This is a genomic window from Actinoalloteichus caeruleus DSM 43889, from assembly GCF_000429185.2.
Lineage (GTDB): Bacteria > Actinomycetota > Actinomycetes > Mycobacteriales > Pseudonocardiaceae > Actinoalloteichus_B > Actinoalloteichus_B caeruleus.
In genome coordinates this window covers 1,131,495-1,143,870 of the sequence record NZ_AUBJ02000001.1, presented here as the reverse complement: position 1 = coordinate 1,143,870, position 12,376 = coordinate 1,131,495, and the positions used below count along the sequence as shown (strand labels likewise).

The 12,376-nt window shown below is 70.8% G+C and carries 11 protein-coding genes; 4 read left to right on the top strand and 7 right to left on the bottom strand.

Annotated elements, in window-relative coordinates:
* Window positions 1-80: 80 nt before the first annotated feature.
* Window positions 81-539, bottom strand: coding sequence for an enediyne antibiotic chromoprotein (locus tag G443_RS04330; RefSeq protein WP_035275784.1), 459 nt, complete (start codon window positions 537-539; stop codon window positions 81-83).
* Window positions 540-905: 366 nt separating this feature from the next.
* Here G443_RS04330 and G443_RS04325 point away from each other — a divergent pair, with 366 nt between their 5' ends.
* The 3 genes from G443_RS04325 to G443_RS04315 are packed head-to-tail and all read left to right on the top strand — an operon-like array spanning window position 906 to window position 3,633.
* On the top strand, window positions 906-1,685 hold the full coding sequence (locus G443_RS04325; RefSeq protein WP_035291605.1) for an ABC transporter ATP-binding protein: 780 nt from the start codon (window positions 906-908) through the stop codon (window positions 1,683-1,685).
* Window positions 1,670-2,959: a hypothetical protein gene (locus G443_RS04320; protein WP_253860122.1), complete on the top strand. Its 1,290-nt coding sequence runs from the start codon at window positions 1,670-1,672 to the stop codon at window positions 2,957-2,959. The genes G443_RS04325 and G443_RS04320 overlap by 16 nt, the downstream gene beginning before the upstream one ends.
* Window positions 2,956-3,633: a hypothetical protein gene (locus G443_RS04315; protein WP_253860121.1), complete on the top strand. Its 678-nt coding sequence runs from the start codon at window positions 2,956-2,958 to the stop codon at window positions 3,631-3,633. Before G443_RS04320 ends, G443_RS04315 begins: the two co-directional genes overlap by 4 nt.
* Before the next feature lie 417 nt (window positions 3,634-4,050).
* Here the strand turns inward: G443_RS04315 and G443_RS04310 are convergent, their stop codons facing one another.
* Window positions 4,051-7,044, bottom strand: a complete 2,994-nt coding sequence (locus G443_RS04310; RefSeq protein ID WP_035291608.1) for a non-ribosomal peptide synthetase — start codon at window positions 7,042-7,044, stop codon at window positions 4,051-4,053.
* Between the two features lie 30 nt (window positions 7,045-7,074).
* The gene (locus G443_RS04305) at window positions 7,075-8,085 is read right to left on the bottom strand and encodes a TauD/TfdA family dioxygenase (protein ID WP_211256659.1); all 1,011 of its coding nucleotides are present in this window, start codon (window positions 8,083-8,085) and stop codon (window positions 7,075-7,077) included.
* Between the two features lie 199 nt (window positions 8,086-8,284).
* On the opposite strand from G443_RS04305, the gene G443_RS04300 reads away from it, so the two are divergent.
* Window positions 8,285-8,968: an O-methyltransferase gene (locus G443_RS04300; protein ID WP_026417934.1), complete on the top strand. Its 684-nt coding sequence runs from the start codon at window positions 8,285-8,287 to the stop codon at window positions 8,966-8,968.
* Here the strand turns inward: G443_RS04300 and G443_RS04295 are convergent.
* From G443_RS04295 to G443_RS04280, 4 genes are read right to left on the bottom strand one after another with little or no spacing between them, the layout of a single operon-like run.
* A complete protein-coding gene (locus G443_RS04295) occupies window positions 8,955-10,028 on the bottom strand; it encodes an HAD-IIIC family phosphatase (protein WP_026417935.1) in 1,074 nt (357 codons plus the stop codon). The two genes, G443_RS04300 and G443_RS04295, sit on opposite strands and share 14 nt — an antisense overlap.
* A gap of 29 nt (window positions 10,029-10,057) precedes the next feature.
* Complete coding sequence (locus G443_RS04290; protein ID WP_026417936.1) at window positions 10,058-11,161, bottom strand: acyl-CoA dehydrogenase family protein; 1,104 nt, start codon at window positions 11,159-11,161, stop codon at window positions 10,058-10,060.
* The gene (locus G443_RS04285) at window positions 11,154-11,438 is read right to left on the bottom strand and encodes an acyl carrier protein (protein WP_026417937.1); all 285 of its coding nucleotides are present in this window, start codon (window positions 11,436-11,438) and stop codon (window positions 11,154-11,156) included. The genes G443_RS04290 and G443_RS04285 overlap by 8 nt, the downstream gene beginning before the upstream one ends.
* Window positions 11,435-12,304 (bottom strand): 3-hydroxyacyl-CoA dehydrogenase family protein, encoded by an 870-nt coding sequence (locus G443_RS04280; RefSeq protein WP_026417938.1) that lies wholly within the window; start codon window positions 12,302-12,304, stop codon window positions 11,435-11,437. Before G443_RS04280 ends, G443_RS04285 begins: the two co-directional genes overlap by 4 nt.
* Window positions 12,305-12,376 lie beyond the last annotated feature (72 nt).

Sequence of the window (12,376 nt, the reverse complement as noted above, 5' to 3'; positions counted from 1 at the left end):
GGTGAACGGTGGTGCGGAATGACTTCCCGGTACGGGGAGGAACACCGTCGCGGCGCGACCCGCGTCCTTCGCGGTGCGGATCAGTCGAAGGAGATCGGTGCGCTCGCGAACAACAGACCCTCAGTCTGGGCGACACCCACGTGGCAACCGCCGTCGAAGGTCCCGCAGTCGATCGTCATCGTTTCGCCGGTCACGAGGTCGAGACCCTCGAAAGTGGAGGTAACGGTCAGCGGCGTGCTGGCGGCGCCGTCCTCGTCGAGGGACACCGTCGGAGCGTCGTCCACCCGGCAGAGGATGTCCCCGGTCTCGACATCACCACCGCACTGGGTCACGCTGACGGTCTCACCAGGGGTGAAACCGCTCACCTCGACGTCGACCTCGCCGCTGGCCGGCAGACCCGTGGCCGGCGCGACGGTGACGGCCGGCTCCGCCGCGACGGCGTCGTCGGACGCGAGGGCCGTACCGGCGAAGGGCAGGCCAAGCGCCGCGACCGCCGTCGCGACGCCCACGACCCGCCCGCTCCTGCTCGTGGAACGCATGTCGGTACCTCATTCCTGGGTGGACGCCAGATATTCCGAACACGGGGTGCGCGGATTTCCGCCAGCCGGGAGGAAAACGGCGGCGGAATCAGGGGAACTCGGTTCGGGTTCGGGTGTCTGGCGTTCGGTTTATTCTTCACCGGGTTCCGGTTGGGCACGTTAGCAATGCACCGGTTCGCGGTCAACAGAAGTGATTTCGGGAATGTTGTAGGGGGTGGTGCAGGGGTATTCGCCGAGTTCTTGCGGGGTTTTTGGTGCGTGGTGGTGCTGATTGCTCCCCCGCGCGGTCGTCCGATCACGGTTCGATAGGATGTGCGCGCGGCGACTGCCGCGGAAAGGGGGCCAGTTGTGCCGAATCCAGAATCCGTGCAAGTCCCCGCGGTAGCGGACTCCGCGACGGCGGCGCTCAGGATCGACGAGCTGCGCAAGGATTTCGGCGCGAAGGCGGCGGTGGACGGCGTGTCGCTCGTCGTGCCGGCGGGCAGTTTCTTCGGCCTCGTCGGCCCCAACGGCGCCGGAAAGACCACGCTGTTGTCGATGGCCGTCGGGCTGCTCCGCCCGGACGCCGGCAGCGTCACGCTCTTCGGCTCGGATGTCTGGGCGGATCCCGTCGCGGCCAAGGAGGTACTCGGGGTGCTCCCCGACGGCCTCGCCCTCCCGGAACGGCTGACCGGCGGCGAGCTGCTGGCGTTCGCGGGCAGCATCCGCGGTATGGCGCCGGAGGTGGTGTCCGAGCGATCCGCGGAGTTGCTGTCGGTGTTGGAACTCGACCGGGACGAGCGGACGCTCGTGATCGACTACTCCACGGGTATGCGCAAGAAGATCGGCCTCGCCGTCGCGCTGCTGCACCGACCCCGCCTGCTCGTGCTGGACGAGCCCCTGGAGGCCGTGGACCCGGTGTCGGCGGCCACGGTCAAGGCCATCCTGCGCAGGTTCGTCGACTCCGGTGGGTCCGTGTTGTTCTCCAGCCATGTCATGGCCGTCGTCGAGCAGTTGTGCGACCACGTCGCCGTGCTCTCGGCCGGGCGGGTGCTCTCCGCGGGTCCCATGTCCGAAGTCGGAGCGGGCGGCCTGGAGCAGCGGTTCATGGAGTTGGTCGGCGGAGAGGACACGGGAGCGGAGGGGTTGCGGTGGTTGGCGACCTGATCCGGCTGAAACTGACCCTGCTGCGCCGCTCCCTGTCCGGACAACGGGCCGCCCAGCTCGTCCTCGGCGCGCTCGTGGGTCTCCTCGCCGCCGTTGGCACCATCTGGATCGCGGGGATCACGGCTCCCGTCGCATCGGTTTCCGGTGACCTGCTCGGCGCGGCGCTCGCCGTCTGGTTCTTCGGGTGGGCCTTCGGACCGATCCTGTTCGGCAGCGGCGGAACGGAACTCCGGCCGGACCAACTCTCGTTGTTCCCGATCCGGCCACGCGTGCTCACCGTGGGCCTGGTCAGCGCCGGGGCGGTCGGCGTCGGCCCGATCGTGACGCTGGTGGCGTTGGTCGCGCTCGTGGTCCACGGCGCCGGAAGCGGTGTCGTCCCCGCCCTGGTCGCCGTGCCGGGGCTCCTGCTCACGCTCGTGCTCGTGGTCCTGGTGTCGAAGGTGATCGTCACCGGCCGCGGGCAGGTGGTGCGTTCGCAGCTCGGGGCGGCGCTGTCGGGACTGTTCACCGGTGTGCTGATGGCGGCGGGCGGTACCGTCTGGGCGATCGCGCCGGCGCTCGGCAACGCCTTCACCAGCGGCTTCCCCGCGGGCTTCTCCGTCACGGTGCACGCCCTGCCGTCGGGATGGGCGCTGACCGCGGTGGACGCGGCTGGGCGCGGGGACTGGGCGCTCGTCATGGCCGGTCTCGGTGGGCTCCTCGTCGCGGATCTCCTGCTGGTGGCCGCGCTGGCCTCGTTGCTCGGCAGGCAACTCACCTCGGGCCGCGCCCAGGGCCGGCGGACTCGCAGGGTCACCCCGTCGAAGCCGGGGCCGCTCGACCGGTGGACCGGGCGGGTGCCGGGTGTGGCGGCGAAGGAACTGCGCACCTGGTTCCGGGACGTCACGAGGACGAACTTCCTGTACTTCGCGCTCTTCTACGGCCTCCTCCAGACGGTGACCCCACTGGTGATCGGTGCTGACGTGCTGCTGCCGTGGACCGGGGTGATCGTGGCCGTCTGGGTCGCGGCGGTGAGCGCCAACATGTACGCGTCGGACGGCACCGCGTTGTGGCTGACGATGGTGACACCCCGGGGTGAGCGCGCCGACGTGCGTGGCCGGCAACTGGCCTGGCTCGTCATCGTCGCGCCGATCGCGCTGGTGCTGACCGTCGTCTTCACGGCGGTGTCAGGGTTGTCGTGGGCCTGGCCGTGGGCGCTGGCCCTCACCGCGAGCGTGTTGGGTGCCGGTGCGGGGCCGTCGTGCTCGTGGCGGTGCTGTTCCCGGTACCCATGACCGACCCCCGACAGCGGGGGAGCGGCGCCTGGGACAACCGGATCGACTTCGTGCAGGTCCTCGCGGTGCTCGGGTTGATGGCGCTCTCGACCCTGCCGACCTTCGGCACGCTGTGGATCGCCTCCGCCGTCGACTCGTCGGCGCTCAGTTGGCTGGCCGTGCTCGTCGGCGTCGCCACCGGCGCGCTGTACACCTGGGGTCTCGGTGGCCTCGCGCACCGGCGGCTCGCCGGTGGTGGGGCAGGCCTGCTCCAGCTGATGCGGTCCGGACATCGGATCGCGACCGCCAGGCCCGCGGCCCCAGCCAGTGGTCAGTCCCCTGCCGACGGTCGGCCCCAGGCCAGCGGCGCCGGCTGGCCGACCGTCGCGCTGGTGGCCTGCTTCGTGCTGTGCTGGATTCCACTGCTGCCGCAGGGCGTGGTGCCGATGATCCTCAAACTCGTGGGTTCCGACGTGCGGTCGTGGTTCCTCGCGCTATGGATGCCGGATCACCTCCAGTGGCCCGTGATCATCGGCATGATGGTGCTCGGCCTGGGCATCCTCGCCACCGGATTCGTCATCGCCGCCAAGTACGACATCCGTCCTCCGAGCCGGCGGGGCGGCACGCCAGGGCTCGGGGCCCAGGTCCGCTCCGACCTGGAGGAACAGCAACGGCGCATGAGGAGCGGGGTCTGAGGGACCCGGCGCACCGCGACCCCGGGCCGGGTGTCGAGCCGTTCGGCGCTCGGCCCGTCGCGGTCGGTGGCACCAGCTGACCCCGCACCGACCGGTGAGGCGAACCGACGAACCGGCACGCGCGTGCCCAGCCACGAGATCCTGTCCACAGGTGGGCAGGGTGCCACCGCTCGTTCCGGTCCGCGCCGAGCGAGGTGAGCCGGCGGGTCGAGTTGGTTGGCCTGATCCAGGCGCGCACCGCGACGTGCCCCGGGAGACGCCGCGCCGCGGCCAACCTCGTCGAGCACCAACCAGGACGCGCACCGGTCCGGGAATCCGAGCGGTCGGGGACGAACGCGGCAGACGATCGGGCACCAGTCATGGTCGCTCGCGCACCGGGCCCGGCGGTCGCGCGGCTGGCCGGGTTGCGGATCCGGATCAGACCGGGGTGTGGCGACTCCGCCGTACCAGTTCGGACACCCACGACAGGGTCGGGCGGCGGACGATGGTGGGCAGGTGCGACATGAACTCCTGCTCCTGGTCCTTCCCGACCACCTCGCGGGACACGGTCGCCAACATCGCCAACAGCGCCGCGGAGTCGCCCCCGAGCCGGTGGAAGTCCGCGTCGCCAGCGATGCGGTCCGCCGGAACGGCCAAGGTCGTGCTCCAGATGGTGGCGACGGCCTCCTCGACCTCGTCGCGGCGTTCCCCATCGGACGGCTCACCGGCCGCCCCGGTGAACGGGTCCGGCAGCCGGGAGACGTCCACCTTCCCGTTACCGGTGCGGGGGATCTCCCGTACCACCGAGATCACCGAGGGCACCATGTACCTGGGCAGCAGGGCGCGCACGTGCTCGGTGAGCGCGTCGACGTCCACCTCACCGCCACCTCCGGGCACGACGTAGGCGCACAGGGTCCTGTCCTCGCCCCGCGCCCTGCCGACCGCGAACGCCCGCGTCACGGACGGGTGCTCCTCGAGCGCCCTGGCCACCTCCGCCGGCTCGATGCGGTAACCATTGATCTTCAGCTGCTCGTCGTCGCGGCCCGCCGACTCCAGGACGCCGGAGGGCAACATCCGTGCCAGGTCCCCGCTGCGGTACGCGCGGGTGCCGTCGGCCAGGGTCACGAACCGCTCGCGGTCGAGGTCCGGCCGACCCCGGTAACCGCGCGCGAGCTGGGCGCCGGACAGGTACATCTCACCGACCTCACCGGGTTCGACGAACCGGCGGTCGGCGTCGAGCAGGTGGATCCGGGTGTTGTCCGTGGGGACCCCGATCGGGACCGAGACGGCCCCACCGTCCCGATCCGGGTCGAAGGTCCACGTCATGCAGCCGACCGTGGTCTCGGTCGGGCCGTACTCGTTGAAGATCCGGCACCCTTCCCCGAACGTCTCCTGCGCGCGGCGCGCCACCGGACCCCGGAGCAGCTCACCACCGGCGATGACGGTGCGGAAGCCGGTCGGGCGCAGCCCGAGCCGACCGATGAGGTCCAGGTGCGTCGGGGTCAGCTTGAGGGCCGTCGCACCGAGGTTCTCCAGCACGTCGCGCAGCACCAGGTGGTCCAGCTCGTCAGGAACCAACGCGACGGAGCCGCCGGCGAGCACCGGGAGGAAGATCGCGGTGTTCGAGAGGTCGAAGGCGAGGGAGGAGAACAGGGGGAACCTCGTGTCCGGACCGACCTCGTAGATCCGGGTTGCCCAGCTGACGAAGGTGCTCAGCGCTCGGTGCTGGATCTCCACGCCCTTGGGGCGCCCGGTCGATCCGGAGGTGTAGATGACGTAGGCGAGGTCGTCCGGAGCGACCGGCGCCGCCGGCACCCGACGACCCGAGGCGGCGACGTCCTCGAGGACCACCGCCGCGCACTCGCCCGGAATAGCCGTGCGCCCGGCGTGTTCCCGTTCAGCCAGGCAGGTGGTGACGCCGGCGTCGGTGACGAGGTCGGCGAGCCGCGCGTCCGGCTGGCCGGGGTCCAGGGGCAGGTAGGCCGCACCCGCCTTGAGGATGCCCCAGATCCCGGCCATCGCGGCCACGGTGCGCCCGGCGAGCAGACCCACCAGGGCATCGGGGCCCAAGCCCCGGTCCACCAGTTCGGCGGCGACGGCGTCCGAGCGACGGTCGAGTTCCGCGTAGCTGATCTCACCCTCAGGGCCGGTCAGGACCACCGAGTCCGGCGTGCGGGCCACCTGGGCGCGGAACTGCTCGACGACCGTTCCCTCCCTGGCCAACGGTCGATCGGTGTCGTTGCCCGCCCACGTCCGGTTCCTCCCGGGCGACAACACGTCCGCGAGGACGTCGAGCAGTTCCTCCGCCCGCCGCGCCGTTCCGGGCGAGTCGTGCCAGCCGATCGTGATCTCCGTCCGCCCGCCGCACTCGACGAAGTTCAGTTCCGGTGGACCGATCGGGCCGGAGCTGGGCAACGGGTACAGGGTGGTCGCGTGGAACGTGTCGGTGCTCAGCTCGGCCAGGTCGATCCTGCCCAGGTGCGAGAGCATCGCCAGCGCCGGGTAGCGGTTGCTCCTGGCCGAGAAGCCGTCCAACGCCGCGATCCGCGGCCGCGCTGTCTCCAGCGGCACCCGGCTCAGGGACGGGTCAACGCCAGAGAGGAGGTCCACGTTCCCCGCGAGCAGGGTGAGCAGCCGCTCGTGCGCCGTGTGCCAGTCGTCCTCGGCCGACGCCTCGTAGAGCAGGTTGGTGATCAGGTTCCCGGTCGACCGGATGTCCGGGGCGTGCCTGCGCAGGTCCACCGGCACCATGAACCGGCCGACCGGACGCCCCACGTACCGGGTGAGGGCGGACGCGATCTTGGCCACCAGGGCGGGGTGCGCGCCGTCCACCGTGCGGCGCCGCCAGAACAGGCCGGTGCGGTGCGGGGGAGCGGCACCCAACGCCGAGGGCCACTCCAGGTCGGAGACGAGCGCCGTACCCGACGGTGGAGGGGCACCGGCGATGACGTCGGCCTCGGTCAGTTCCGAACTCGCACCGCGTGGCCGCTCACCGCGCAGCACACGGAAGACGTCCTCCACCCACACCAGCACGCCCTTGCCGTCGAGCGCGGCGTGGTCGGCGCGGAACACGACCGTGGTCGGTGACCCGGTGAGCAGCAGCACCTCGCACGGCGGTCCCGTCTCGGGCATCCGGTCGTGCAGCACCGGCATCCCGGTGAAGGCGGTCCTGTCGAGCCGGCTCCCGTCAACGACCCGCAGCGGGGGAGCCACGCCGCTGTCCACCCAGGTCCGGCCCTCGCGGACGAGGCGTGTACCGGGACACGCCTCGGACGCGGCCTCGACAGCCTCGGCCAGCCGGTCCGGGTCGATCGTCCCGGTCCCCTCCACGAAGACCTGGATGATCCCGGCGACCGCGTCGGGGTACAACAGGAACCAGGTGTCCATCGGGGCGACCGGCCTGGTGTACACGTCGCCATCCCAGCCCGTCATGGGCAACCCTTCGTTCGACGGAGCATCAGCTCAGCGGTCGGTGCCGGTGATGACGTGCCCACCGCCCCGCCGCAGCGGGCGCGAACGGCGGAAGTCGAGGTGGACGAACACCCGCTGCAACCAGCGGTCCGCGCCGTCGTAGCGCGGCTCGAACGCGGTCCGCCCGTGCAGGACGAGGCGGTTGTCGGCGAACGCGAGATCACCCGGCTCCAGGGTCAACGTGCGGCACACCGAGTCCAGTGCCTTCCGCAACGAGGACATCGCGGCGGCCGCCACCTCGTCACCCGGAACCGTCGCGTGGAAGTCGACCTTGATGCTCGGGTCCTCGGGGCTACCGGTGAGGATCCCGTGCGGTTCGTCCGCGCCGGGCGGCAGGTCGAACGACGGTGGGGCGGCGGTCACGTACCTCGGCTCGTGCAGCACCGACCGCACCTCGTCGGACAGCAGCGGAAGCGCGTTGCGCACGGACGACAGGCGCAGACCGGCGACCCGGTCGTGGTCGTTGCGCAGGCACATCAGGCCCACGTAGTCCGGACGGTGCTCGTGGAAGGCGTTCTCGACGTGCATCGACAACACGACCGACCCCGCGTTGCCCTGGAACTCCTCCATGCCGTGCACCGGGACGACGTCCTGCACGAGCGCGCCAGCCTTCTCCTTGTCGAACGCGACCAGCTCGCCCATGGCCATCGCCACCAGGACGAGCGCGGAAGCCGGCACGCTGGCCTCGCGCTGCACCGATCCGGCGACCGTCGGGGTGGGCGGGAGCGTGGTCTCATCCACCGGAAGGCCACGCAGCAGCAGGAAGGCTTCCGGACCCGAGTCCCACGTGAAGCGGCGCAGCGACGACGCCAGCCGTGGTGGAAGCTGGCAGCACAGCTCCCGCGCGGTGGCGAGCCAGTTCGGGTCGTCAACCTCCCGGGAACCGTCGGCGGCGAGCGACGACGCCAGTTCGGTGAGGTCCGCGCGTTCCGCATCGGACAGAGTCAACACGGACTCGCCGCCGAGGACGTCCGTCACGTTGGTCTTCATGTACGACCCCATCCATGCGCGGCACCTGCCGGGCGAACTGATGATGCGGACCGAGTCTGCGCACGAGCCCTGGCCGCCACAACCCCTGTTGGTGGCGGAGAACCCCTGTCCCGTCGCGTTCCGAGTGGGGGCAGTGGACTCGCGCGGGGCCGCCAGTCGGAGGATTCCCGGAATCGGGTGCGATAACGCGTGGCTACCCTATTATCGCCTGGTGGCGAATCAGCTCGAATTCACGGCGGAACTGTCCGACTACGTGCGGACCGTGTCGTTGCGCGAGGACCAGGTCCTCCGTGAACTGCGGGAGGAGACCGCGCAGTACCCGGCCGGGCGGGCCATGCAGGTACTCGCGGAGGAAGGCCAGTTCCTCGCGATGCTGGTCGGCCTGTGCGAGGCGCGGACCGTGCTCGAGATCGGCACCTTCACCGGGTACAGCACCCTGTGCATGGCGCGGGCCCTACCGGCCGGAGGTCGGGTCGTCACCTGCGACATCAGCGACAAGTGGCCCGCCATCGGAGCGGAGTTCTGGCGGCGCGCGGGGGTGCTCGACCGCATCGACCCGCGGGTGGGCGACGCCGCGGACACCCTCACCGCCCTGCTCGCCGAACTGGGGCCGGACAGCGTCGACCTCGCCTTCATCGACGCGGACAAGACCAACTACCTGACCTACTACGAGCGGACGCTCCCCCTGGTCAGGCCGGGCGGGTTGATCGTCGTCGACAACACCCTCCTGTCCGGGCAGGTCATCGACGCCGCTGCCACGTCCCCCGAGGTCCAAGCGATCCGCGAGTTCAACGCGTTCCTGCGGGACGACGACCGGGTCGAACTGTCGATGCTGATGATGGCGGACGGGATCACCCTCGCGCGCAGGAAGTCGACCGGGGTCAGCGCCCGCTGAGGTCGGGCGCGGTGAGTCGCATCGTCGTCGGCGGGTCGGTGCGTCCGGGGAGGAGGTGCAGCGTCGTGATGTCGTCCTCCGGCGCGATCGCCGCGAGGCAGGCGCAGTCTTCCTCCTCGAAGCCGGCGAACCGGTAGGCGATCTCCATCATGCGGTTCCGACTCGTGCGGCGGAAGTCGGCGACCAGGTGGACGCCCGCCCTGGCGGCCTGGTCGGACAACCAGTTCAGGATGGCGGTGCCGGCTCCGAAGGACACGACCCGGCACGAGGTCGCGAGGAGCCTGAGCCGCCACACCCCCGCGTCGGTGCGCAGCAGCAGCACGCCGACCGCTCCGTGCGGACCGAAACGGTCGCTCATGGTGGTCACGAGCACCTCGTGGTCCGGTGAGTCGAGCAGCTCGCGCAGCGTGGCGTCCGAGTAGTGCACCCCGGTCGCGTTCATCTGGCTGGTGCGCAGCGTCAGCTCCTCCACCCGCGTCAGCTCCGCCGCCGTTGCCCGCCCGATGCGCATCTCCAGTTCGAGCGACCGCAGGAACTCCTCGTCCGGGCCCTCGAACGTCTCCCGCTCGGCCACGCGCCGCAGCCCCGCCTGGTACATCTGCCGCCTGCGTCGCGCGTCGACCGTCACCACCTCCGGGGAGAACTCGGGGAGTTCGAGGAGCGTCATCACCTGGTCGGCCGAGTAGCACCGCACCTCGGGGAGGTGGTACGACACTTCCGCCCGTTCAGTGGGCTGGTCGTCGACGAACGCGATGGTGCCGTGCGCGAAGGACAACGCGTCGGCGATGGCGCGGATCGAACCGGACTTGGCCGACCACCCGATCATCGGGTGCACGAAGTACTCGGCGACACCGAGTTCCTCCAGCCGCCGCCATGCGTGGTCGTGGTCGTTCTTGCTCGCGACGGACTGGAGGATGCCACGTTCGTCCAGGGTGCTGATCACCGTCCGCACCGCCTGGGCCAGCCGCACCTCGTCGTCCTCCAGCAGGGTCCCCTGCCACAGCGTGTTGTCCAGATCCCAGACCAGGCACTTGACCAGGGGCGTCCGCTCCTGCGACACGAGTCCTCCCACACCCTTCCCCGGCGGGCTCACGCCACCGTCGCGACGGCGTGCTCCGCCAGGATCAACTGGCAGATCTCGGTGCTGCCCTCGATGATCTCCATCAACTTGGCGTCCCGGTACGCCCTGGCCACCACGTGCCCGTGCGCCGCACCAGCCGAGGCGAGCACCTGCGTCGCCGTCGCGGCACCCCGTGCCGCGTGCCCGGCCGCGACGTGCTTGGCCAGCACGACCGCGGTGACGAGATCAGGGGACCGCGCGTCCCACAGGTCGCTCGCGTGCTCGCACGCCCGCGTGGCGACCTGCTCCGACACCAGCAACTCGGCGAGGTGCCGTGCCACCAGCTGGTGTCGCGCGAGTGGCTTGCCGAACTGCTCCCGGGTCCGGGCGTGGGTCACCGCCGCGTTCAGGCAGGCTCTGAGGATGCCGACACAACCCCACGCGACCGAGATCCGGCCGTAGGCCAGCGCCGTCGTGGCGAGCAGCGACAGACCCGTTCCGCCGAGCACGGCCGACGCCGGCAACCGGACCGAGGAGAACCGCACGTTCGCGTGCCCGGCCGCCCGGCAACCCAGGGGATCCGGGATCCGCTCGACGGTGACACCGGGCGTCGCGGTGGGCACCACGACCACGACGACGTCGTCCTCAGACCTGGCGAAGACGACCAACAGGTCGGCGTAGCACGCACCCGTCACCCACATCTTCTCGCCGTCGAGGACGACCACGTCGTCCTCGACGCGCACGCTCGTCGTCATCGCGGAAAGATCGCTGCCCGCGTCAGGTTCGCTGAAGCCGACCGCCGCCAGTTCGCCCGAGGTCAGCCGTGGCAGGTACGCCGCCCGCTGGTCCTGGTCACCCAGCCGTCGCACCGTCCACGCCGCCATCCCCTGCGAGGTCATGATGCTGCGCAGCGAACCGCAGAGGCTGCCGACGTACGCGGTGAACTCGCCGCTGTCCCTGCTGCCGGCACCGAGCCCACCGTAGGAGCCGGGCACCTCGGCGCACAGCAGACCCCGTCCGCCGAGGTCCCGGAGAAGGTCCTCCGGCAACCGCCCCGCGGCGTCCCACGCGTCGGCGCGGTCGGCCACGAGCGTGCCGACCAGGTCCCGCGCGCTCGTCAGGGCGTCAGGCACCGCCCGTCACGCCCTGGGCCTCGCGCAGGCGGAGCACGAGTTCCGCCATCGCCCGCACGGTGCGGAAGTTGACCTGCTTGAGGTCGCCGCCGACGATCGTGACGTCGTACGCCTCCTCGAGGTGCACCACCAGCTGCATGGCGAACATCGAGGACACGGCACCGGTCGCGAAGAGGTCCTGGTCCTCGGTGACCGCGGACTTGGTCCGCTCCTCGAGGAACGTGAGCAGCTCGGCCACCACGGTCCGCTCGGTCACCTCCGCGTGGTCAGCCATCATGACAGAGCCCTTCCGTAGTCGTAGAAGCCACGGCCCGTCTTACGGCCGAGGTTCCCCTCACGTACCTTCGCCAACAGGAGCTCGCACGGGCGGGCGCTCTCGTCGCCCGTGCGCTCGTGCAGCACCACGAGGGAGTCCACCAGGTTGTCGATCCCGATCAGGTCGGCGGTCCGCAGCGGTCCGACCGGGTGGCCGAGACATCCCCGCATCAACTCGTCGACGTCCTCGACGGTCGCGGTGCCCTCGCCGACGACGCGGGCCGCCGCGTTGATCATGGGATGCAGCAACCGGCTCGTGACGAAGCCGGGCGCGTCCCGGACCACGATGACCCGCCGAGCCATGGCCTCCAGCAGAGCGGTGGCCCGCGCCATCGTGCTCTCGGCGGTCCGGGGCCCTCGGATCATCTCGACGGTGTTGATCAGGTAGGCCGGGTTCATGAAGTGGGTACCGACCAGATCCGCCGGCCGAGGCACCCAGTCGGCCATCTCGTCGATCGGGATTCCCGACGTCGTGGAGATCAACGGGGTCCCCTCGGGGACCGCGGCGGCGATCTCCCCGAGTGCCTTCGCCTTCATCTCCGGGATCTCCGTGGTCGCCTCGACCACCGCCGTCGCGTCCGAGCACTCGGCGCCCACCGACGAGGTGGTGACCAGCTCCCCTTCGGCGCGGTCCTCGGGGAGGGTGCCCATCAGCCGGGCGTGCCGCACCTTGCCCAACACCTCCGCGCGCGCACGAGCGAGGGCGTCCGCATCCACGTCCACCAGCACGACGGGCACGCCGTGACCGACCGCCATCGCGGTGATACCGGTGCCCATCACGCCCGCACCGAGCACAGTGAGGCGATGCGGTGAGCCTTCAGTCGTCACCGAACCTCCACAGGGGTGTTCCCGGACTCCACAACGACGCTCGAACGCTAGGTCGGTCCACGCACGACCGGC

Coding starts and splice junctions, on each gene's coding strand:
- G443_RS04330 (WP_035275784.1), bottom strand. CDS start 539: ATGCGTTCCACGAGCAGGAGCGGGCGGGTCGTGGGCGTCGCGACGGCG.
- G443_RS04315 (WP_253860121.1), top strand. CDS start 2,956: ATGACCGACCCCCGACAGCGGGGGAGCGGCGCCTGGGACAACCGGATC.
- G443_RS04310 (WP_035291608.1), bottom strand. CDS start 7,044: ATGACGGGCTGGGATGGCGACGTGTACACCAGGCCGGTCGCCCCGATG.
- G443_RS04305 (WP_211256659.1), bottom strand. CDS start 8,085: ATGGGGTCGTACATGAAGACCAACGTGACGGACGTCCTCGGCGGCGAG.
- G443_RS04285 (WP_026417937.1), bottom strand. CDS start 11,438: ATGATGGCTGACCACGCGGAGGTGACCGAGCGGACCGTGGTGGCCGAG.